Annotated in this window: 19 protein-coding genes, 1 tRNA gene and 1 pseudogene; 5 read left to right on the top strand and 16 right to left on the bottom strand. The window is 63.8% G+C overall.

The window, feature by feature from the left end:
* Positions 1 to 30 precede the first annotated feature (30 nt).
* Positions 31 to 1,323: an MFS transporter gene (locus ACNUDN_RS08340; protein ID WP_419121504.1), complete on the bottom strand. Its 1,293-nt coding sequence runs from the start codon at positions 1,321 to 1,323 to the stop codon at positions 31 to 33.
* A gap of 500 nt (positions 1,324 to 1,823) precedes the next feature.
* Between ACNUDN_RS08340 and ACNUDN_RS08335 the strand changes: the two genes are divergently transcribed.
* Positions 1,824 to 2,366, top strand: a complete 543-nt coding sequence (locus tag ACNUDN_RS08335; protein ID WP_419121503.1) for a TetR/AcrR family transcriptional regulator — start codon at positions 1,824 to 1,826, stop codon at positions 2,364 to 2,366.
* Here ACNUDN_RS08335 and ACNUDN_RS08330 read toward each other — a convergent pair.
* The 8 genes from ACNUDN_RS08330 to ACNUDN_RS08295 form a co-directional block, all read right to left on the bottom strand.
* Positions 2,310 to 3,470 (bottom strand): sulfotransferase family protein, encoded by a 1,161-nt coding sequence (locus ACNUDN_RS08330; RefSeq protein ID WP_419121502.1) that lies wholly within the window; start codon positions 3,468 to 3,470, stop codon positions 2,310 to 2,312. The two genes, ACNUDN_RS08335 and ACNUDN_RS08330, sit on opposite strands and share 57 nt — an antisense overlap.
* Positions 3,467 to 4,249: an SDR family oxidoreductase gene (locus ACNUDN_RS08325; RefSeq protein WP_419121501.1), complete on the bottom strand. Its 783-nt coding sequence runs from the start codon at positions 4,247 to 4,249 to the stop codon at positions 3,467 to 3,469. The genes ACNUDN_RS08330 and ACNUDN_RS08325 overlap by 4 nt, the downstream gene beginning before the upstream one ends.
* A gap of 4 nt (positions 4,250 to 4,253) precedes the next feature.
* Positions 4,254 to 5,381 carry a hypothetical protein gene (locus ACNUDN_RS08320; protein ID WP_419121500.1) on the bottom strand — a complete coding sequence of 376 codons (1,128 nt, stop codon included), beginning with the start codon at positions 5,379 to 5,381 and terminating at the stop codon, positions 4,254 to 4,256.
* Positions 5,382 to 5,548: 167 nt separating this feature from the next.
* Positions 5,549 to 6,400 carry a mycofactocin-coupled SDR family oxidoreductase gene (locus tag ACNUDN_RS08315; protein WP_419121499.1) on the bottom strand — a complete coding sequence of 284 codons (852 nt, stop codon included), beginning with the start codon at positions 6,398 to 6,400 and terminating at the stop codon, positions 5,549 to 5,551.
* A 143-nt stretch (positions 6,401 to 6,543) separates the two neighbouring features.
* Positions 6,544 to 7,059 (bottom strand): SRPBCC domain-containing protein, encoded by a 516-nt coding sequence (locus tag ACNUDN_RS08310; protein WP_419121498.1) that lies wholly within the window; start codon positions 7,057 to 7,059, stop codon positions 6,544 to 6,546.
* Between the two features lie 194 nt (positions 7,060 to 7,253).
* A complete protein-coding gene (gene dmpG / locus ACNUDN_RS08305) occupies positions 7,254 to 8,315 on the bottom strand; it encodes a 4-hydroxy-2-oxovalerate aldolase (protein WP_431959665.1) in 1,062 nt (353 codons plus the stop codon).
* Positions 8,312 to 9,244: an acetaldehyde dehydrogenase (acetylating) gene (locus tag ACNUDN_RS08300; RefSeq protein WP_419124196.1), complete on the bottom strand. Its 933-nt coding sequence runs from the start codon at positions 9,242 to 9,244 to the stop codon at positions 8,312 to 8,314. The genes dmpG and ACNUDN_RS08300 overlap by 4 nt, the downstream gene beginning before the upstream one ends.
* Before the next feature lie 12 nt (positions 9,245 to 9,256).
* Positions 9,257 to 10,042, bottom strand: a complete 786-nt coding sequence (locus ACNUDN_RS08295; RefSeq protein ID WP_419121495.1) for a 2-keto-4-pentenoate hydratase — start codon at positions 10,040 to 10,042, stop codon at positions 9,257 to 9,259.
* Positions 10,043 to 10,263: 221 nt separating this feature from the next.
* On the opposite strand from ACNUDN_RS08295, the gene ACNUDN_RS08290 reads away from it, so the two are divergent.
* On the top strand, positions 10,264 to 11,118 hold the full coding sequence (locus tag ACNUDN_RS08290) for an alpha/beta fold hydrolase (protein ID WP_419121494.1): 855 nt from the start codon (positions 10,264 to 10,266) through the stop codon (positions 11,116 to 11,118).
* On the opposite strand, the gene ACNUDN_RS08285 is transcribed toward ACNUDN_RS08290, so the two are convergent.
* The 4 genes from ACNUDN_RS08285 to ACNUDN_RS08270 are packed head-to-tail and all read right to left on the bottom strand — an operon-like array spanning position 11,105 to position 15,252.
* Positions 11,105 to 11,959 carry an SDR family oxidoreductase gene (locus ACNUDN_RS08285; protein ID WP_419121493.1) on the bottom strand — a complete coding sequence of 285 codons (855 nt, stop codon included), beginning with the start codon at positions 11,957 to 11,959 and terminating at the stop codon, positions 11,105 to 11,107. The two genes, ACNUDN_RS08290 and ACNUDN_RS08285, sit on opposite strands and share 14 nt — an antisense overlap.
* 42 nt (positions 11,960 to 12,001) lie before the next feature.
* A complete protein-coding gene (locus ACNUDN_RS08280) occupies positions 12,002 to 12,841 on the bottom strand; it encodes a mycofactocin-coupled SDR family oxidoreductase (protein ID WP_419121492.1) in 840 nt (279 codons plus the stop codon).
* 2 nt (positions 12,842 to 12,843) lie between these two features.
* A complete protein-coding gene (locus ACNUDN_RS08275) occupies positions 12,844 to 13,641 on the bottom strand; it encodes a mycofactocin-coupled SDR family oxidoreductase (RefSeq protein ID WP_419121491.1) in 798 nt (265 codons plus the stop codon).
* Positions 13,642 to 15,252, bottom strand: coding sequence for a flavin-containing monooxygenase (locus ACNUDN_RS08270; protein ID WP_419121490.1), 1,611 nt, complete (start codon positions 15,250 to 15,252; stop codon positions 13,642 to 13,644).
* A 129-nt stretch (positions 15,253 to 15,381) separates the two neighbouring features.
* Between ACNUDN_RS08270 and ACNUDN_RS08265 the strand changes: the two are divergent.
* Positions 15,382 to 16,146, top strand: a pseudogene (locus ACNUDN_RS08265) (FAD-binding oxidoreductase); the annotation flags it as partial.
* 449 nt (positions 16,147 to 16,595) lie between these two features.
* Here ACNUDN_RS08265 and ACNUDN_RS08260 read toward each other — a convergent pair.
* Complete coding sequence (locus ACNUDN_RS08260; RefSeq protein WP_419125066.1) at positions 16,596 to 17,165, bottom strand: polysaccharide deacetylase family protein; 570 nt, start codon at positions 17,163 to 17,165, stop codon at positions 16,596 to 16,598.
* A 477-nt stretch (positions 17,166 to 17,642) separates the two neighbouring features.
* Here ACNUDN_RS08260 and ACNUDN_RS08255 point away from each other — a divergent pair, with 477 nt between their 5' ends.
* On the top strand, positions 17,643 to 18,167 hold the full coding sequence (locus ACNUDN_RS08255; RefSeq protein ID WP_419121489.1) for a glyoxalase superfamily protein: 525 nt from the start codon (positions 17,643 to 17,645) through the stop codon (positions 18,165 to 18,167).
* Positions 18,168 to 18,233: 66 nt separating this feature from the next.
* Positions 18,234 to 18,782 carry a GNAT family N-acetyltransferase gene (locus ACNUDN_RS08250; protein WP_498450148.1) on the top strand — a complete coding sequence of 183 codons (549 nt, stop codon included), beginning with the start codon at positions 18,234 to 18,236 and terminating at the stop codon, positions 18,780 to 18,782.
* A 108-nt stretch (positions 18,783 to 18,890) separates the two neighbouring features.
* Here ACNUDN_RS08250 and ACNUDN_RS08245 read toward each other — a convergent pair.
* Together ACNUDN_RS08245 and htpG are read right to left on the bottom strand one after the other, a co-directional pair.
* Positions 18,891 to 18,964: transfer RNA gene (locus tag ACNUDN_RS08245), tRNA-Met, on the bottom strand.
* A gap of 100 nt (positions 18,965 to 19,064) precedes the next feature.
* Entirely contained in the window at positions 19,065 to 21,020 is a 1,956-nt protein-coding gene (gene htpG / locus ACNUDN_RS08240; protein WP_419121487.1) for a molecular chaperone HtpG, read from the bottom strand.
* Positions 21,021 to 21,038: the final 18 nt, after the last annotated feature.

Below are 21,038 nucleotides of genomic sequence, written 5' to 3'. Positions count from 1 at the left end.
GGACCGTGCGCGTCGGGACAACCACCGGGTTCACACCTTCGTGAGGTCTCTGCCACGAGTCTCGCTGATACGCCAGACCGCCAGCATGGTGATCAGGCCACATCCCGACGCGAGAGCAACCAACGGGGTTCGTGAAACATCATGGGCATGGAGGCTACTCGCGATCAGAGGCGTGAAACCCGCGCCCAAGAGCGCTGCAAGCTGGTAACCCATCGACGCGCCGGTGTAGCGAACCGCAGTTCCGAACATCTCGGAGAACAACGCACCGATCGGTGCATACATCAGGGACTGAATGATCTGTGCGATGACCATCGCCACCACGAGAAGTGTTTGTGTCCGCTGATCCACCAGTGCGTAAAAGGGCCACGCGTAGAGGATGATCCCTACCGCGCCGGCAACCATCACCACTCGACGGCCCACCAGGTCTGATAGCGCCGAGAACAACGGAATTGCGACCAGTCCGGTGATCGACGTGAAGATCAAGGCAGTCATCACATCAGTCCTGTGATAACCGATCGCTGTGGCGTAGCTGATCATGTAGGTGCTGATGAGGGCTGTCAGAGCAAACGGCCCGATACCCACCGCGCACGCGAGAATCAGCGTTCGAGGCTTCTTGAGTACCTCGAGAAACGGGGCGCGAGGTATTGTGACAGCCGAATTCTTGCGTGCTGACTCGAATACCGGACTCTCGGTTACCGAGAGTCGCACATAGATTCCCACGGCCAGCAGCAACAGACTGACCAGGAACGGTATGCGCCAGCCCCAGGTCAGGAACGACTCGTCGGGAAGCAACGTGATCGCGGTGACAACAGCCACGGAAAGAAGTGAGCCGATCGGTGACCCCATCTGCATCACGCCATTCCAGAAGCCGCGTCGATCCGCATCGGCGTGCTCGGTCACCATCAATGTGGCACCGCCCCACTCACCCCCGATCGCAATGCCTTGAATGACACGCAAAGCAACCAACAGGATTGGAGCGCTCACGCCGATCGCGGCGTAGGTGGGCAACAGTCCGATCAGGAAGCTGGCCACGCCCATCAAAACCATCGTGACCACCAGCATCGTCTTACGCCCCACGCGGTCACCGAAGTGTCCGAACAAGATTCCCCCGACTGGTCTGGCGACATAGCCGGCAGCCAGCGTGCCGAACGCGGCGATGGTTGCCACGGCCGGATCTGAATCCGGGAAGAACACCAGACCGAACACCAGTGCACTCATCGTGCCGTAGACCAAGAAGTCGTAGTACTCGATAGCTGTCCCCAGCAAACTGGAGAGTGCGACGCGACGCAGCAGAGCAGGATCTGGCCTCGGCGCCTCATTCATCGTGAATCTCCCGGAACAGTCAGACGGTTGGTCGATCTTCGCACTTCGAGTGCACGATTCACCCGGTCTGTCTCGCCGACCGGAACGACATCTTTACACCTGCGGGTCAGTGCCGTGCGCTCACGGCATCACTGTCTGCATGACACTGGTAGCTCGTGTTCCGTTGAGCGAGAGATCAATCCCGCAATCCGGTTCCCGCACCCTACCGTGCCGTCATCGGCGATCCACAGGGCTGCCGTCTGAACACTCACTCTCTGCGCACGCAGCAACGATGCTCTCACGGTCGCGGAGACCGGCTTCCGCGAGGAGAGACATTGCTCAGCCCTCCGTCACAGGGAAATTCAGCGACTCCAATCTCGTGGCGGGGTCGTTCGGCGACGCCCCACCGCGCAAGGGATCGCCCGAAACCCGCCCCGGCCGCGGCGGTGGGTCCCCGGATCGAGAACCTCCCGCTGGGTCCGCGAGCGATCCCTGAGCGAATCATCGCCGCGGTACTCGCAATGACCGACGAGGTGTACGACACGTTCCGAATCAGACCTGTCGCGGACCGCGCTGACGTATCACCGAGCACCCTCTACCGGTATTTCCCGTCCAAGGACGCTCTCTTGGTGGCGGGACTCGACCTCTGGCTGTCACGATTGCTCTCGGAGGTAGAGCGTGAGTCCACTCCGATGCCCGAGCCGCTCTGCCGCCTCCGTTACCTGACAGCCCGAGTCACGTCCGAATTGCGCCGACATCCGCTGCTCGCTGATGCCTTCGTGCGCGCGTACCTGCTGGCCCCATCCGTGCGTTCTGACTCGGATGGGTTGCGTGACAGCATAAGTGGGGCATTTGCCCACGCACTCGGTCCTGCCGGCGCACGACGAACAGCAGTCAGCGATCTGGTCACAGACATTTGGACCGCCAACATACCCGCGATCATCCAGAACAGAATCTCCGTCGAGGACCTCGAGGAACGGCTGGAGCGCACGGTACGTGCCGCCGACTTATACCGCGGTACCACCGTCTGCTGCGAACCGCGCCCTGACCTGCTCGGCGGTTAAACCGTAGTCGGTCAGGGAATAACGGTGTCTGGGTGCACCGGGACCCTCTTTGCCCTGTGCAGAGGCTTGTTCGATGGCGAGCGCAGCCTCCTCGGTCAGCGGCAGTCCGAAGTGCCGATACACATTGTGGGTCGTCGCCACGGGGTCGGCCACGAAGTCGAAGTAGTCGACATCATAGAACTGATCGGGGTTGTGTGAGACACGGGCCTGCCTGAATCTCTCGATTCCCTCGGACCATGTGTCGAGGACATCCTTGCCGATCTGTGCGCCGACGAAGGTGTTGGACCAGCCTTCGGTGGAGTGTTGCGCCAGTGAACACATCGATGCGAGCAGGGTTTCCGGCGGGCGATGGCACTGCACGATCAGTGCGTCCGGGTACGCGGTGAGGATGGCGTCCAACGAGAACAAGTGGCTGGGATTCTTGAGCACCCAGCGCTTCCCGGCGTCGTTGAGCCCGATCAGCTGCAGATTGCGACGGTGCCTTTGATAGGCAGGCGCCCAGTCCTGCTTCTGCAGCCACCGTGCATAGGTGGGAATGTGAGCCAGCGATTCGTAGGACACGGAATGGATGGACTGGCGGAGCAGCTGCCAGCATTCTTCGAGAACATCTTCGGCGATGTAGTGCAGTCCCAGGAAATCGGGATTCTCCTGGTGCGCTTTCGCGTAGTAGGCACGTAACCGGCGATACTCGGGATAGGACTCCCACTCCTCGCGGGCAGGGCGAGGTTGGGGGTAATCAGCGAGCCAGAGTTCCAGTCCCTGGTGAGCCGGGTCTGCGCCGAGGAGTCGGTGGAGCGCGGTGGTGCCGGTACGAGGCAAGCCGGTGACGAAAATCGGCCGCTCGATCGCGACGTCAGTCGAAGCCGGATAGCGCTTCCAGGCCGCCTCGCTGTGCAGCCTTGCCACCAGCCCGCCGAGGAGGTAATGCCGCGTCATGGCGGCACCCAAGGGGGTGAAATCCGCCTCTCTGCGGTAGGAGTCGAGCAGGACCTCCAACGCGCCGCGAAAGTTGTCCTCGTCGCTGCCGAAGTCGTGGTGACCGGCCTTGTCGATCGCTTCGTCGCACAGGTCGTCCACCGCACCGACGTCGGTTCTTGGTGTCATGATTTGTACTCTCCACAGTTGACGTCAAGGGTTTGGCCGGTGACGCCGGCCGCCATCTCGCTGATGAAGAACAGGATCGCCGAGGCGACGTCGTCTTCGGTCACCAACCGCTTCAAGTCGGAGCCTGCCGCGGCGGCGTTGTACACATCGTCGATCGAGCACCCGGCGTCCCGGGCTTGCAGCGCGAAGTAGTCCTTGAGGACCTGGCCCCAGATGTATCCGGGAGCTACCGAATTGACTCGAATGCCCAACGGTCCGAGCTCGCTGGCCAGTGACTGGGACATCGCCAGCAGCGCCGTCTTGGCCAACTTGTACGGGCCGTATGTCGGGTCGGAATGTCGAATGACCATCGAGCTCAGGTTGACTATCGAGCCGCGGGATTGGGCGAGCGCAGGTGTGAACGCCTGCGTCGTCCGCAACGCGCCGAGAACGGTCAGTTCGAGGGAATCTCTGATGTGGTTGAAGGCGGTACCGGAGAACGGCTTCATCGACGGATACATGAACGCGTTGTTGATCAAGCCGTCGACCCTGCCGTACGTGGCCATCGCGGTATGGACCAGGTTGGCCACATCGGCCTCGACGGTGATGTCGGTGGGCACGGCCAGCGCCCGTCCACCCGCGGCGCTGATATCTCGTGCCAACTCCTCGATGCGGGCGGCGGTCCGCGCGACCAGAACCAGGTGGGCACCCTCGTCGGCACATCGACGCGCAAGCGTGGTGCCCAACCCGGGGCCTACCCCGGTGATCACGATGACGGCGTCGTTCAGCAGTCCACTCACGTGATCAACCCAACATTCTCTGGCTGATTTGCCTCTGACGCAGTGCGATTCGCTCCCGCCAGTCGCCGTCGGAGATCTTGTTGCTCTCGTAGAAGGGCAGCGCGTCGGGAATTGCGGCGAAGTCGACCACCTCGACGCTCGGACCGTCGGCCGCGGTCATCTCCCGCGCCAATCGCTGCCACCGGAACTGCAGGTATCCGCGGGTATGGCCCAATGTCTCGACCCAGTTCGTCACCCGAGGGTTCTGGTCGGCGACGACGATCCGGATCATTCCGTCTGGATCAACCTGGGTCTGGGCGCCGTTCAGCGATGTTTGGTGGTTGATGTAATCCAATGAGATGTACCACAGGCTGCCCAGCTGGAAGCCTTGGTAAGGGGCGTCATTCGCCGGCAGCGAGATGACCAGCGCCTGGTCCTTGCTGATGTCGTAGTGGCCGGCTGAGGAGTACTGCGTGGTCAATCCCCCGGGCGTGGAGCGGGGCGCCACCAGCGTGTTGACCGGAAGGTTGAGATAGAACCACTTGGGGAACTGGAGCCAGGTTTGCACCCGGTTGATGAGTTCGTCCGCAGCGCTCTGGAATTGCTTGTGCACGTCTTCTCGGGTCGGTCGCGGCGGAGCGGTACCGACGGTGTCCGTTCGGTGTACCGCCAGCGATCCCCGCCGCTGGGACCAGTCGTTGTACACCTCGCGGATCACCAACTGCCCGGACCTCTTGGGTTCGAATCGCCATTCGAAACTGCCGTCCGGCGCAACGTCGAGTTCTCGGTCATCGAAAGCCACTTCACTTTCGGGGACGGAGTCTGCGGTGTACTCGCCGGCGAGGTACTGAAAGCTCAGGTCGGTGGTCGTCCCACGGGATCCGGTGACGACGTACTCGTGTCCGCCTTTCATCCTGGTGCCGAAGTACAGCGTGTCCGGGTTGTCGAGTCCCATCTTGGTGAGCGGCCCGGTGCCCGTGAGCAGAAACGGGTGGTCCGGGTGCTGGTTGAAGGCCAGGTGTGTGCAAGCGGAGATGCCGCCGGCCAGATACTGAAGGCCCTCGAGCAGGTCAGCTTCGTCTTCGATGTGTGGCGCCGTTGCAATCAGTTCTTCGGCTGCGGCGATCGCGCGTGCCAGGGGATCAGACAGCATGTTTGCGATGCTAGGAGGAGTACCGATCGATGCGCTGTGGAGACGTCCGCTCAGTGGCACGGTTTGTAGGTAAACCTGGTCTTTTCACTGATGATTCGGCCTCCATCGGCAGATCAGCCCGCCGGGGCACGCTCTGAGAGTGTTTCGTCTACAGCAGCGGGCCACGTCTAGTACTTCATCACGCCTCGGTCGATGGCGAGCTGCGAACCCGAGATGGTCTTCGACGCGTCACTCGCAAGCCAGGCGACCACCTCGGAGACGTCCTCAGGTGCCATGAAGCCTGGACGGGCTTGCCCGGCAAGTTGACTCGGCGGCTGAAAAGGCATGGGAGCAAAACTGTGGAGAAAGCTCGGGTGCGTGGTGAACAGATCCGCCATCGCGCCGTGTTCGATCATCGGGGTGTCGACCGAGTAGGGGTGAATCGAGTTGACGCGAATGCCGAATTCCCCAACCTCCAAGGCGAGGGCATTGGTGAGTCCGACCATGCCGTGCTTGGACGCCGAGTAATGTCCGTTACCCGGTGTCGCCTTGAGACCCGCCACCGAACTCACCATGATGATCGATCCCCCGTTGCCGGCCTCGATCATCGCCGGTACTGCTGCACGCACAGTTTTCCAGGCGCCCGACAAGTTGACCTGAATTACGGTGTCCCACTGCTCTTCGGTCATCTCGAACAGGCGTCCCCAGCTCAACACGCCGGCATTGACCACCAACACGTCGAGTCGTCCGAATTGCTCGATGCCCTCGGCAACCACCTGGTGTTGAGCGGCGAGATCGCGGACATCGACTGTGCGCGCGAGGATCTTTCGACCGGTGGCTTCGACTTCGCGCACCGTCTCGGCAAGTTGCTCTGAGGTCGCCGGCGGGTAGGTGACACTGTCGGAAATCGGCCCACAGATGTCTGTCGCGATGATGTCGGCGCCATCGATTGCGAGGCGGAGCGCACGTGCGCGTCCCTGAGCTCGCGCGGCGCCGGTCACCAACGCGACGCGCCCGTCCAACGGCTTGGCGGTGGTCATGGGTTCTGTCCTTCTACTCGGCGGGCAGCGCTTCTCCGCAGCCGCATCAGTTCATTGCAGGTGCACTGCGCCTAGGTTCTCGCTGTCTCGGCTGGAGCGATCGGACCCCGCGCTGCGCGAAGTTCTTCGTTTGAAGCAAGCGACTATCGACCTGATAGCGGGCTCGATGCCGGGAGCCCGGCATAGACGAGTTCGCTGCGGCGCTTGAGTGCAACTGCAGTGTCGTCGAACGCGCGTTTCACCCAATCCCCCGTTTCGGTCATGATGTCGCGTGCAAATTCACCGAGGAAGGCATCCGTGGAGTAGTACCGGCAATTCCCCTCGGCAGTGGGTTCGATGACTTGGTCCCGCCTTGCGGCGTAGGGCGATTCGGGAGTTGCGCGGAGTTCCCAGGACAAGAGGCGTTCCGGTACGAACGCGCACACATACTCGACGTTGAGGAAAGTGCCGCCGACGCCTGTGTAGTCGGCGAGCACCATCTCGACCGGTGCCCCCATTTCCAGAGTTGACCTCGCCGACAGACAGAATGGATTCCACTCAGGGTACTGATCGAGATCTGTCAGGACATCCCACACCACCTTGCTGGGCGCAGCGATCTCGACCGTGACCGAGCGGACGAGTGTCGTCGAGTCATAGTCGGGTATGAACAGTTCGGACATGTGACGGCCTCCGCTACTCGGCTTGCGGTAAGCCTGTCATGAGGCTGCGCGTGGCGCGTCAGACCGTACCGCTGAACGGGATATGCGGAGCGCCACGCACGGAGGCATGCACGGTGGAGGTCTGCGGGAAGCTCTGCCAGACAGCGTCATTCACCCGCGGGCACCGCGCCACCGGAACCGTTGAGCGCTGCTGTCTACGCCCCGGTCGTTTCTGTGGAGAGTTGCTCGCGTTTGATTTCCAGGGCGATGTCGATGAGTTGGTCTTCCTGGCCGCCGATGAGTTTGCGTTGTCCGGCGCGGTGGAGCAGTTGGTGGGCGGGCACTCCGTAGCGTTCGGATTGGCGGATGGCGTGTTTGAGGAAGCTGGAGTACACCCCGGAGTAGCCCATGATCAGCGCGTTGCGGTCGAGCAGGCACTCGGCGGGCATCGCCGGGGCGACGACCTCTTCGGCGGCATCGGCGATGTCGAAGAAATCGATACCGGTCTTGACACCGATCTTGTCGAACACCCCGATCAACGCTTCCACCGGCGCGTTACCCGCACCCGCGCCGAACCGGCGGCACGACCCGTCGATCTGCTTGGCCCCGGCCCGCACCGCCTCGATGCTGTTGGCCACCCCCAACCCCAGGTTCTCGTGGCCGTGAAAACCGACCTGCGCGTCATCGCCGAGCTCGGCGACCAACGCACTGACCCGGTCGGCCACGCCCTCCAGGACCAGCGCACCCGCCGAATCCACCACATACACGCATTGACAGCCGGCGTCGGCCATGATGCGGGCCTGGGCGGCCAGCTTCTCCGGCGGGATGGTGTGGCTCATCATCAAAAAGCCCACGGTCTCCAGGCCGAGTTCACGGGCCAGGCCGAAGTGTTGGATGGACACGTCGGCCTCGGTGCAGTGGGTGGCGATCCGGCAGATCGACCCGCCGTTGTTCTGCGCTTCCTTGATGTCGTCCTTGGTGCCCACACCGGGCAGCATCAGGAACGCGATCTTGGACTCGGTGGCCGTCTCGGCGGCCAGCTTGATCAACTCCTGCTCCGGGGTCTTGGAGAACCCGTAGTTGAAGCTCGACCCGCCCAGCCCGTCGCCGTGGGTGACCTCGATGACCGGCACCCCGGCCGCGTCCAGCGCGGCGACGATGGCGGCCACCTCGTCCTTGGTGAACTGGTGACGCTTGTGGTGCGACCCGTCACGCAGCGACGTGTCCGTCATCCGGACGTCCCATATGGGGTTGAAGTAGATGTCTTCGGTGCTCATGCCTGTGCTCCTCCAGCGGTAGCGGCCAGAGATTCCTTCGCGATCTCTTCGCCGACCTTCGTCGCTGCCGCGGTCATGATGTCCAGATTTCCCGCGTACGGCGGGAGGTAGTCACCCGCACCCTCCACTTCGACGAACACCGTCACGACATGGTTGCCGCCGTTGACCACCGACGGCTCATCGAACTGCGGCTCGTTGAGCAGCCGATACCCCGGCACATAGGTCTGCACCTCGGCCACCACATCCTTGATCGACGCCGTGATCGCCGCGTGGTCGGCGTCCTCGGGGATCGCGCAGAAAATGGTGTCGCGCATGATCATCGGCGGCTCCGCCGGGTTCAAGATGATGATCGCCTTGCCCCGCGCCGCGCCACCGATGTTCTGCACCCCGGCGCTGGTGGTCTTGGTGAACTCGTCGATGTTGGCGCGCGTCCCCGGACCCGCCGACGCCGACGACACCGACGCGACGATCTCCGCGTAGGGCACTCCCCCTTGTCCGCGACAAGCCCGCTCCACCGCGTACACCATGGGGATGGTGGCCTGGCCACCGCAGGTGACCATGTTGACATTCGGCGCGTCCAGGTGCGCGCGCAGGTTCGCCGGCGGGATCACGCCCGGCCCGACCGCGGCCGGGGTGAGGTCGATCGCCCGGATACCGGCCTCGGCGTACCGCGGCGCGGCGGCCTTGTGCACATAGGCGCTGGTGGCCTCGAACACCATGTCCGGCTTCTCGCTGCGGGCCAGCAGCCAGTCCACGCCCTCGTGCGAGGTTTCCAGTCCCAGCTTGCGGGCCCGCGCCAACCCCTCACTCTCGGGATCGATGCCGATCATCCAGCGCGGCTCCAGCCACTCCGAACCCAACAACTTGTACAGCAGATCGGTGCTGATGTTGCCCGACCCCACAATCGCCACAGATGCCTTGTCAGGCATGAGAACTCCTAATTACTCGAAACTCAGTTCCACTGAACCTAAACCGGTGAAGTCGGCGACAAAACAGCTGCCCGCGGGTGCATCTATCGCACGTGTGCACGATCCCGGCAACACGATGTCGCCGGCCTTGAGCCGGACACCGAAACTCTCCACCTTGCGCGCCAGCCACGCCACCGCCGTCACCGGATTGCCCAACACCGCATCACTGCGCCCCTCGGCGACGACCTCTCCGTTATTGGTCAGCACCGCGTCAATGTTCTTGATATCGATGTCCTTGGGCGACACCCGCGCCTCCCCGAGCACCCAGCCGGCCGAGCTGGCATTGTCGGCGATGGTGTCGCACAACTTGATCTGCCAGTTGGTGATCCGGGTGTCGATCAGCTCGATGGCAGGCGCGAACGCCGCCGTCGCGGCCAGCACGTCGTCCTCGGTGCAGCCGGCGCCGGGCAAATCATCGGACAAGATGAAGCCCACCTCGACCTCCACCCGCGGATACAGATAACGACCGGAACGGACCGGAACGTCTTCGAAAACCTGCATCTCGTCGAGCAGATGCCCGTAGTCGGGCTCGTCGACGCCCATCATCTTCTGCATCGCCTCCGACGACAGGCCCACCTTGTGCCCGACCACCCGCGCACCCTCAGCCACCCGCTGACGAATATTGATCAACTGGATCTCATAAGCATCCACCACATCGATCCCAGGATGGGCATCGGTCAACGGCGAGATCGGCACCCGACTGCGCTCCGCCTCAGCCAGATCTGCGGCGAGCTTCTCGCGCACCTCAACGGACAACATCGGACGTCACCTCCTCAAATCCGTCAATGAGCACTCGTCCCCGCGCACAACCCTGGCATCGGCTGGGCGCGAACTGGCGATTGCACAATTGTGCGGATTTCGGCGAGATCGGGCAGTGGGGCGTCCACTCACCGGAAGTCGGCTGGTTCACACCCGGCGCGTCATCCCGCTCTGCGGCACCCAGGATGCCCTCCTTTGCGGCGATGAGGTGGAATCGCAGGATGACAGTCGACTACCGCGAGACCCGCCGTGAAGTCAGCACTCCGTCTGGAGTGCTGCGTTATCACGAGGCCGGTGACGGCCCTCCCCTCCTGCTGCTTCACGGATCGGGCCCCGGTGTCTCCGGTTGGCGGAACTACCGGGGTAACCTCGGCGTCTTCGCTCGGCACTACCGCTGCCTTGTGCTGGAGTTTCCGGGTTTCGGGGTCAGCGACGACTTCGGTGGCCACCCGATGCTCGACGCCCAGGAAGCGGTGGTGAAGTTCGTCGACGCGCTCGGCCTGGAAAAGGTGGACGTGATCGGCAATTCGATGGGTGGTGGTGTCGGAATCAACTTCGCCATCAACCACAGCGACCGCGTCAGCAGGTTGGTGACCATCGGCGGTATCGGCACCAACATCTTCAGTCCCGGTCCCAGCGAGGGGATTCGGTTACTTCAGGAGTTCACCGAGGAACCGACCCGGCAGCGGCTGATCGACTGGCTGCGCTCGATGGTCTATGACCAGGCCCTGGTGACCGACGAATTGATCGAGGAACGTTGGGAACTGGCCACCGATCCCGAGACGCTGGCCTCGGCGCGACGCATGTACGGCAAAAAGGCCTTCGCAGCGATGATGGAGATGATGCGCAGCGCCGACTTCCCGATGCCTTGGGCGACGATGCACAAGGTTGCGGCCCCGACTCTGCTCACCTGGGGGCGAGACGACCGGGTCAGCCCGTTGGACATGGCGCTGGTGCCGATGCGGACGATCCCGAACGCCGAACTGCACGTCTTCCCGAACTGCGGGCATTGGGTGATGATCGAAGCCAAGGCGGCCTTCGAGCAAACCGTGCTGGCGTTTCTCAACGGCGCATAGCTCGCCGGAACCCGAGGAACCGCGCCGTGTACCGCGCCAGCCCGCGTGCGGGCAGCGGCGCGGGCCAGGAATCCGACCGAAAGTAGGCGTCGGATCCACCGTCGACGAAGATGACGCTTCCGCAGAGGAAGTCAGCGGCATCAGAGAGCATGAACACCATCCAATCCGCGAGCTGGCCGGGGTCGCCGAATCCGCCGACCGGCACCGGGAACGCGTCGATGGCCTTGGCCTCCGTCGGGTCGGCCAACTGCTCGGCCAGCAACGGGGTCATCACCGCTCCCGGGGCGATCGCGTTGAGCCGGATCCCGGCGCCCGCCCACTCCCGCGTGACGGCGTGACGGCGTACCCATCGGGCGACCGCGATCTTCGAGGCGGCGTAGATCATCGGTGCCGAACGCTTCCCGAACCAACGAACCGCACGCAACGCCCGCTCGGGGTCGCCGGCCAGTAGCGCTCGGATTGCGCGCCGCGGCACCAGCGGAGTGACCGTGGTCGAGTTGCTGGCGACGACGACGACCTTCGCTCCCCCGGTTCGGCCGAGAGCAGACCGCAGCGCGGTCAGCAGGTCGACGACACCGAAATAGTTGACCTGCGCGATCAGGTGGTCTCGCCCCGGGACGGGACCGAGTCCGGCGGCCAGAACTGCCCCGTCGAGGGCCCCCGAGCATCGCTGCAGTACCGCCTCACTGGCGGCGCGGCGCCCCTGCGCGGTGGACAGATCGGCCCTCACATCGGCGTCCTTGATGTCCACTCCGATCACCGAGTGGCCCGCCGAGCGCAGCCGCTCGGCGGCCGCACGCCCCATTCCCGACGCCGAACCGGTGACCACATACGTTCCCATGCAGCATTCCTCCGTTCACCGCGGCCCCGCGGATTGTTGATGTCAATCGGGTTGCCGCTCAGTGCTACCTGCGTCCACGGGCAGGGCGACGGCGGTGATGTAACGAGCTTCGTCGGAGGCCAGGAACAGACTGGCGTTGGCCACGTCCATCGGATCGACCCACGGGATGTCGAGCATGTTCATCGGGCGCGCTGCCGCGGCGAACTCCGCACGCGTCGGCGGACGGTCGAGGTCCGGCCGGAACGCAATACTGACAGCGTCGTTCTGGATCAGAGGCGTGTCGACGTTGGTGGGATGGATCGTGTTCACCCGGATCCGTCGCGGTGCCAGTTCGTTGGCCAACGTACGCATGAGCCCCACGACGCCGTGCTTGGCGGCGGTGTAGTGGCCCACTCCGGCCAGTCCCCGCAGCCCCGCGATCGAGCTGACCAACACCATCGCACCTCCACCACGCGCGATCAGATGCGGCACGCTCACCTGGCAGGTGTGAAAGACCCCGGTGAGGTTGACATCGAGCATCGTCTGCCACGTCCGCTCCGGAATGTCGAGGGCCAACCCGCGCGATGTGATACCCGCTGTGGCACAGACGATGTCCAGTCCGCCGAACGCTCGAACCCCGTCCTCGACGGCGGCGCGCAGCGCGTCGACGTCGCGCACGTCGGCGGTCGCGGTGGTCATCGCCGCCCCGGTCGCACGCACGTGCTGTGCCGTCTCTTCCAGATCTTCACGGGTGGCAGGTGGCACCACTACGGTATCGATACGCCCGCACAGATCGATTCCGATGATCCCGGCGCCCTCCTGAGCGAACCGCAACGCCTGGGCGCGGCCGATACCCCTGGCAGCACCAGTGATCAACGCAACCTTTCCGCTGAGCCTGCCCACTGCTACGTCTTCTGGGTCAGGCCGGCGTCGACAACGATCCGCGTGCCGGTGATGTAGCGCGCCTCATCGGAGGCCAGAAAGCACACCGCGTTCGCGACATCGGCCGGCTCCACCCACGGCACCGGCAGCAGGTTGCGGGCGGCGAGCACCCGGGCGGCGTCGGCCTCTGTCGGGTTCTCGATGTCGGGGCACAGCCGCCGGTAGGTCGCCTCGTTGCGGACCATCGGGGTGGCCACCGCACCGGGATGCACTGTGTTGACACGGATCATGCGCGGGCCCAGTTCGTTGGCCAGCGTGCGGGCCAAGCCCACCACAGCGTGCTTGCTGGCAGTGTAATGGGCGGTGTTGGCAGTACCCCGAATTCCGTTGGTGGAACTGATGATCACAATCGATCCGCCGTCGGCGCCGATGTGCCGGACCGAGGCCTTGACGGTGTGCCAGACGCCGGTGAGGTTGACGTCAAGAGTGTCTCGCCACGCCTGGGCACTCAGTTCCCAGGTCGGCGCACCGGGCGCATGGATGCCGGCGTTGGCGACGACGACGTTCAGGCCGCCCAACTCGGCGACGCCGGTGGCCACCACACCGTCGAGCGCAGCCATGTCCCGGACATCGGCGACACCGGTGAAACAACGACGCCCCCGGCTGGTCACCGCCTCGGCGGTATCGGCCAGATCCGCTGGGTCACCGACATCGACAGCGATCACGTCGGCACCGTTGTCAGCGAGACGTTCACAGTGTGCGCGCCCGGTGCCGCGTGCCGCGCCGGTGACGACCGCAACTTTGCCGTCCAGCCCTGCCATTCATGCACCCTTGAGCAGACTGAATCCCTTGTAGCCGGCGTTGGCGACCTCCGCGCAGATGTCGAGGTATGCGGCGAAACCACCGATGAAGAGCATGAAGACTCTCGGCTTGCCCGGCACGTTCGCACCCATGTACCAGGAGTTTGCTTTGGGGAACAGCGTCGCGTCGGCACGCCTGTTACATTCGGCCACCCATTCGTCCACCGCGTCCGTGGTGGCCTCGATGGCGGCGAGGTCATGCTCGTCGAGGTAGTCGATCGCGTCGGCGATCCAGTTGATGTGAGCCTCGGCGTGCAGCACCATGTTCGCCAGTACCGCGGGGGCACCTGGGCCGGACACGAGGAACAGATTGGGGAATCCGTCGACCCCGAGTCCGAGATAGGTGCGGGGTCCGTCCGACCAGTCGTCGACGAGCTTCTGTCCGCCCCTGCCGACGATGTCGATCTTGGCCAAGGTACCGGTCATCGCGTCGAAGCCCGTCGCCAACACGATCGCGTCGACGTCGAAATGCGTTCCTCCGACGATTATCCCGGTGGAATCGATCGACTCGATCGGCGTCTCTTTGACGCTGACCAGCTTCACGTTGGACCGGTTGAACGTCGTGAAGTAATTGGTGTCGGTGCAGATTCGTTTCGTGCCGATGGGGTGATCATTGGGGATCAACAACTCCGCGACCGCGGGGTCGTCGATCATTGCCCGCACCTTTTCCTCGTAGAACTTGCGGGCTTCCTCGTTGGCGTCGAGGTTGATCATTTGGTCGCTGAAGGTCTTCGAGAAGAGGACACCTCCCAGTTCCCAGCGCTTTTCGAAGGCAGCCCGCCGCTCCTCCGGGGACACCTCCATCGTCAGCTTCGGGTGCGCCACATGCGGGGAGCCTCCGCCGCTGCGCCACGACATCCGGCGCCGCTCGTCGTAGGTGGCCTTGGCGTGGGTGATCTCGTCGGCGCTCAACGGCCGATTGCCGGCGGGCACGCTGTAGTTCGGCGTGCGCTGGAAGACGTAAAGCTGCGCCGCCTGTTCTGCGATGATCGGAATCGACTGGATGCCCGAGGAGCCGGTGCCGATGACGGCGACGCGCTTGCCGGTGAAGTCCACGCCCTCGTGCGGCCAGTGCGCAGTGTGATAGACGTCGCCGCTGAAAGTGTCGAGGCCGCTGATGTTCGGGGTCAGCGGTGCCGACAGCGGACCGGTCGCCATCACCACGAAGCGCGCCGAGACAGTCTCACCGCCGTCGGTGGTCACCGTCCAGAGCAGAGCATCCTCGTCGAACACTGCAGAGACCACCCGGGTGTTGAACGTGATGCCGGTGCGGAGGTTCAGTTTGTCGGCGACCCAGTTGATGTACTGCAGGATCTCACTCTGGGTGGCGTACTTCTCGGTCCACGTCCACTCCTGTTGAAGCTCATCGGAGAACGAGTAGCAGTAGTCGAGGCTCTCGACGTCACATCGGGCACCGGGGTACCGGTTGAAGTACCACGTCCCACCCACCTCCGGCGCGGCCTCGAACACTCTTACCGACCGGCCTTGCTCCCGGAATTTGTGGAGGGCGTACAGACCGCCGAACCCGGCGCCAACCACGACGACATCGACCTGACTCTGATTCGCACTCACGTTGTGAAGGCTAGGACGCGCGCACGAAGCCCCGCCGAACGTCTCCCAGTGAATGGTCATCGGAAATTCGTCCCGTCCACTGGCAACCACCGCAGGATGGCGGGTCTGTTCTCGGTCACAATGCTGCGCATGAGCGACGTCGAAACGGGTAGCTGCGCCCTGGCCTCCCCCCGCGCGATACCCCTCACCGTCACCGAGGTGATCGAAGAGAGCCGGGACGCCCGATCGCTGGTGTTCGCCGTACCCCGGGAAGACCAGGACAAGTTCGATTACCGGCCCGGACAGTTCCTCACCCTGCGCATTCCCAGTGACCAGACCGGATCGGTGGCGCGGTGCTACTCCCTGGCCAGCTCGCCCCACACCAGCGACGCACCGAAGGTGACCGTGAAGCGCACCGACGGTGGATACGGCTCGAATTGGTTGTGTGACAATGTTTCCGTCGGTGACACCATCGAGTCCCTGCCGCCATCGGGACTCTTCACCCCACGCGATCTCGACGGCGACTTCCTGTTGTGGGCCGCGGGCAGTGGCATCACCCCGGTGATGTCGATATTGAAATCTGTCCTCGTGGCAGGCTCGGGGCGAGTTGTGCTGTGCTATGCCAACCGCGACGAAGCATCGGTCATCTTTGCCTCCGAGCTGCGCGAACTGGCCGCACGCCATGCGAACCGACTCACCGTGCTGCACTGGTTGGAGTCAGTTCAAGGTCTGCCCAGCCGCGCGCAGCTGAGTAACTTCGCTCGGCTCTATTCCGGATATCAGTCCTTCATCTGCGGTCCGGCTCCGTTCATGGCGGTGGTCAAGGAGACACTGACCGAAGCGGGAATCCCACGCGACCACATCCACCTCGAAGTGTTCCAGTCCCTCGACGGGGACCCGTTCGCCGAAGTGGCTGTCGAGGCTGTGTGCCGCTACTTCGAGGGCGGCCGGCTCCACGCATCCGCTCGAAGCTCACCGCCGCGACAGCCTGGCCATGTGGCACGCCTCGGTCGGTGACGGCAGGGAGGGCGTGCGAGCCTTCCTGGAGAAGCGACCACCGACATTCACTCAGTTGTCGAGCGATACACCCGATCTCGGCTGATCCCGGCCGATCTTCACGCCGGTCTCCGCACACACCTGGCGCCCGAACTGGGCAAGGTGCTGCCTGGTAGCCGGGCGACGAGTCTCCGGATCTCCGGGTGATCGCGTACCGGCCGGATCTGATCGCCGGCTCGCAGCTTGGGTGGGTGCAGCACTGGCCGGCGTCCTGTGCTGTCGACTCTGTGCATGGGTTCTTGTTCGGATACCCGTCGACACAACGGGGGTTGGTCGGTGCCGGTCGACCAGACTTCGGCGGCCGCGATTTACCGACCCATAGCGAGGAGTTCGCTCACGGTGACGAACCTAAAGCCCTCGGATTCAAGGCCGTCGATGATCTGTGGCACCGCAGCGCGTGAGGCCGATCGACTTTCCGCCATGACGTGCAGCAGAATGATCGACCCTGGTCGGACATTCTCGACAGTGTCCGTGACGATCTGCTCGGTGGTAGGGGTGCCGGCAGAGTCTGGTTCGAGATCCCAGGTGACGGTGGTTCGTCCATGGTCGGCAAGGTAGCGAGGAAGTGCCCAGAGTTTCTTGCCGTAGGGCGGTCGAAAAGTCACCGTCCCGCGATAGCCGGTCCGGGCGATAGCCGCATCGGTTCGTTCGATCTCCTCGGTGACAGTCGCGGACGAGACAAGCATCATCCGGCGGTGCGTGTAGGTGTGATTGCCGATCTCGTGGCCGGCTCGCGCGATTGCTCGGCCTTCGGCCGGGTACCGGTCCAAATCGGCGCCAGTGAGATAGAACGTTGCCGGAACCTCCTTTGCAGCAAGTATTTTGAGGATCTCGAAAGTCCGCTCCGTCGGCCCATCGTCGAAGGTCAGTGCCAACACCTTTTCGGTGGTGTCCACCCTGTCGACAATCTCGCCGGCCAGCTGAAAGGTCCTCGACTTCGACAACGTATAGGCGCCGAAGACGGTGACCAACACCACCACCAGAGCGACTGACGCGCCGACTACGCATTTCCGCATGGCGTCCGTGTCTACCAGAGCGCCGCCCGCCGGCACGAATCAAGATCGAACCAGCAGGCGAGGGTTGTTGTTGTCCAGGAAAATCGCTGGCTGCGGACTGGCGGATGACCGGCCACGCGCTTGCCCATGATCGGGCTCGCGACGAGGCTTGAAACCCCCGCTCACCGCCCGTAACGTCAGCATGCAGGGTTCGATGTGACCCGCCGCCCGCGCCGAGGAATCGGTCTGGTGAACACATCAGGATCGGCCACCATCGCACTCGGCTACGAGCAGCGGTGCCGCCACAGCTCAGCAACGCGGGCACTGAATGCAGACCGGCACCGGAACGTAGGTGAAATGATGGATCTGACTGTTGACGACGCTAAACGCGCCGCCCGCATACTGCGCGATCAACTAGCTGACACCGACCTCACGCATTCCAGAGCCCTGGAGATCGTCGCCCGACAACTCGGATTCCGGGATTGGAACACCGCCGCAGCGCGGCTTTCATCCAAGAGAGGCATGAGCGCACCGGTTCCCGTGCTCCGCAGTCTCGATGAAGCCCGCGCCCGCGAGTTCTACATCGACTACCTGCACTTCGACATTGAGTGGGAACATCGATTCGACTACGCCCAGTCGGTCCTCTACCTGCGTTTGCGTCGCGATCAGTTCGTACTCGACCTGTCCGAGCACCACGGCGACGGCTCCCCCGGTTCGACGGTATGGGTACCCGTCAGCGACGTCACCGCATTGCACAACGAACTCCACGCCACCGGATACGAGCGGATGAACCCCGGCATCGACGTCGACTCGCCAGGCGGCCCAACGATGGAAGTCATCGACCCGTTCTCCAACACCATCCGCTTCTGCCAGACCGTCCCGTAGCGGCACCGACCGATCCGCGATCAGAATTCGTTTGAGTCCCGTGCTGCCCCGCTGCAACCATTACCTATGCCCGTCAACGAGTTCATTTGCGTCAGGCAGGCCGTGCCTGAGGATGCGTCGGCCGTTGCGCGGGCCCATGTCCGGTCGTGGCAGGTGGGCTACCGAGGGTTGCTTCCGATCGGCTATCTGAACGCGTTGAGACCTGAGGAAAGAGCCAGCCGGTACGCCTTCGACCAGATGAACCCTGACGGTCCCTTCACCCAGGTCGCTCTCGTCGGGGACATGATCTGCGGTCACGTCACCACTGGTCGCTGCCGAGACGACGACCTACAAGGCAATGGGGAGATTTGGGCAATATATGTCGACCCGCCCCATTGGGGCTGCGGGATCGGGAGCCGCCTGATTGCCGCCGGTTGCGCGCATCTGCGCAATCGGGGTTATCACAAGGCGTCCTTGTGGGTTCTGTCGGGTAACGACCGCGCCCGTCGCTTCTACGGTTCGGTGGGGTGGCGCTGCGACGGCGCCGAACGCACCGACTCCATCGGCGGCCACCCCGTGCACGAAGTGCGATATCAGCGGTCGCTGCAAAGCACAAAGGATGCGTCTCACTTCTGAGCTGAGGGGGCGCAACGCGATAGAGCAGCTTCGCGATCGTCCACAGATGCGTTCACAACTGGCATGAAAACGGCCCCCGGAACGAAGTCCGAGGGCCGTTCTACCTAGTAGCGGGGACAGGATTCGAACCTGCGACCTCTGGGTTATGAGCCCAGCGAGCTACCGAGCTGCTCCACCCCGCGACGGGTGAACGCTAGGTTACCGGGACTCCGGCGCAGCCTCCAAATCGCCTGCTCAGAGGGCTCGAAGCGGAGGTTTTCCCAGCAGAGAGCCGCCCTCCGCCTAGGACTGGTCCCCAACCGTGCGGGTCAGCCGGTCGGCCAGCAGCCCGGCGAACCGCGCCGGGTCCTCCAGCGCGCCGCCCTCGGCCAGAAGCGCGGTGCCGTACAACAATTCAGCGGTACCGGTCAGTTCATCGTCGGCGCCGCGACTCTTGTGCGCCTCCCGCAGCCCGATGATCAGGGGGTGGGTCGGGTTGAGCTCCAGAATCCGCTTCTCGACCGGAACCGGCTGTCCGGACGCCCGGTACATGCGCGCCAGCGCAGGGGTGATGCCGAAGGTGTCGGTGATCAGGCACGCCGGCGAATCGGTCAGCCGGGTCGACAACCGCACTTCCTTGACGTGGTCACCCAGCGCGTCCTTCAGCCAGGCGGTCAGGTCGGCGAATTCCTGCTCGCGTTCCTGACGTTCGGCCTCCCGATCGGCCTTGTCGGCCTCGGAGTCGAGGTCCACCTCACCCTTGGCCACCGACTGCAGTGGCTTGCCGTCGAACTCGTGGATCGACTCCACCCAGACTTCGTCCACCGGGTCGGTGAGCAACAGCACCTCGTAGCCCTTGGCCTTGAACGCCTCCAGGTGCGGTGAGTTCAGCAGTTGCTGACGCGATTCGCCTGCGGCGTAGAAGATCTGGCCCTGCTCCTGCGGCATCCGTGTGACGTACTCGGCCAGTGTGGTCGCTTCGTCGTCGCTGCGCGTCGAGGCGAACGAACAGACGCGCAGCAGCGTGTCCTGGTTGTCGGTGTCGGTCAGCAGGCCCTCCTTGAGGACCCTGCCGAATTGGGTCCAGAACGTGCGGTACTTCTCCGGCCGCTCGTTTTGCATCTCGGTGATCGTCGAGAGCACCTTCTTGGTGAGACGGCGGCGGATCGCCCGGATCTGTCGGTCCTGCTGCAGGATTTCGCGGGACACGTTCAGCGACATGTCCTGTGCGTCGACGACGCCCTTGACGAACCGCAGATAGGGCGGCATCAGCTGGTCGCAGTCACCCATGATGAAGACACGCTTGACGTACAGCTGCACCCCGACCGCGGCGTTCTGGTTGAACAGGTCGAAGGGTGCATGCGACGGGATGAACAGCAGCGCCTGGTATTCGAAGGTGCCCTCCGCCCGCATCGCGATGATCTCCAGCGGCTCATCCCACGCGTGGGCGACGTGCTTGTAGAACTCCGTGTACTCCTCGTCGGAGACCTCGTCGCGCGGCCGGGCCCACAGCGCCTTCATCGAGTTCAGGGTCTGCGTTTCGACGGTGACCGACTCCTCGCCGCCGTCCTCGGACGCCGGCGTGCGGCGCTCGACCTCCATCCGGACCGGCCAGGCGATGAAGTCCGAGTACTGCTTGACGAGCTCCCGGATCTTCCACTCCGAGGTGTAGTCGTGCAGCTCGTCTTCGCGATCCTCGGGTTTGAGGTGCAGCGTGACCGAGGTGCCCTGGGCAAGCTCGCCGCCGGATTGGTCGACGGACTCGATGGTGTAGGTGCCTTCCCCGGTGGACTCCCACCGGGTCGCCTCGCTCTCACCGGCCTTGCGGGTGATCAGCTCGACGCGGTCGGCCACCATGAAGCTCGCGTAGAAGCCGATTCCGAACTGCCCGATGAGTTCCTCGCTGGAGTTCTTGTCCTTGGCGTCCTTCAATTGCTGCCGCAGCTCGGCCGTCCCCGACTTCGCGAGCGTTCCGATCAGCCGCACGACCTCTTCGCGGGACATGCCGATGCCGTTGTCGCGCACCGTCAGTGTGCGGGCATCCTTGTCGACGTCGATCTCGATGTGCAGATCCGACGTATCGACGTCGAGTTCCTTGTTCCGGAACGCCTCCAGCCGCAGCTTGTCCAGCGCGTCGGAGGCGTTCGAGATGAGCTCGCGCAGGAACGAGTCCTTGTTGCTGTAGACGGAGTGGATCATCAGATCCAGCAGTTGGCGTGCCTCCGCCTGGAATTCGAGCTGCTCGACGTGCGCGGCCATGTGCATTCCCCTTCGACA

The sequence above is a fragment of the Mycobacterium sp. smrl_JER01 genome, assembly GCF_048513595.2.
Lineage (GTDB): Bacteria > Actinomycetota > Actinomycetes > Mycobacteriales > Mycobacteriaceae > Mycobacterium.
Note: the sequence above shows the minus strand (reverse complement) of the source record. Positions and strands in the feature narration are given on the sequence as shown.

Coding starts and splice junctions, on each gene's coding strand:
- dmpG (WP_431959665.1), bottom strand. CDS start 8,315: ATGAGCACCGAAGACATCTACTTCAACCCCATATGGGACGTCCGGATG.
- ACNUDN_RS08255 (WP_419121489.1), top strand. CDS start 17,643: ATGGATCTGACTGTTGACGACGCTAAACGCGCCGCCCGCATACTGCGC.
- ACNUDN_RS08250 (WP_498450148.1), top strand. CDS start 18,234: ATGCCCGTCAACGAGTTCATTTGCGTCAGGCAGGCCGTGCCTGAGGAT.
- ACNUDN_RS08290 (WP_419121494.1), top strand. CDS start 10,264: ATGACAGTCGACTACCGCGAGACCCGCCGTGAAGTCAGCACTCCGTCT.
- ACNUDN_RS08340 (WP_419121504.1), bottom strand. CDS start 1,323: ATGAATGAGGCGCCGAGGCCAGATCCTGCTCTGCTGCGTCGCGTCGCA.
- ACNUDN_RS08295 (WP_419121495.1), bottom strand. CDS start 10,042: ATGTTGTCCGTTGAGGTGCGCGAGAAGCTCGCCGCAGATCTGGCTGAG.
- htpG (WP_419121487.1), bottom strand. CDS start 21,020: ATGGCCGCGCACGTCGAGCAGCTCGAATTCCAGGCGGAGGCACGCCAA.
- ACNUDN_RS08335 (WP_419121503.1), top strand. CDS start 1,824: ATGACCGACGAGGTGTACGACACGTTCCGAATCAGACCTGTCGCGGAC.
- ACNUDN_RS08330 (WP_419121502.1), bottom strand. CDS start 3,470: ATGACACCAAGAACCGACGTCGGTGCGGTGGACGACCTGTGCGACGAA.
- ACNUDN_RS08320 (WP_419121500.1), bottom strand. CDS start 5,381: ATGCTGTCTGATCCCCTGGCACGCGCGATCGCCGCAGCCGAAGAACTG.
- ACNUDN_RS08300 (WP_419124196.1), bottom strand. CDS start 9,244: ATGCCTGACAAGGCATCTGTGGCGATTGTGGGGTCGGGCAACATCAGC.
- ACNUDN_RS08275 (WP_419121491.1), bottom strand. CDS start 13,641: ATGGCAGGGCTGGACGGCAAAGTTGCGGTCGTCACCGGCGCGGCACGC.
- ACNUDN_RS08310 (WP_419121498.1), bottom strand. CDS start 7,059: ATGTCCGAACTGTTCATACCCGACTATGACTCGACGACACTCGTCCGC.
- ACNUDN_RS08285 (WP_419121493.1), bottom strand. CDS start 11,959: ATGGGAACGTATGTGGTCACCGGTTCGGCGTCGGGAATGGGGCGTGCG.
- ACNUDN_RS08315 (WP_419121499.1), bottom strand. CDS start 6,400: ATGACCACCGCCAAGCCGTTGGACGGGCGCGTCGCGTTGGTGACCGGC.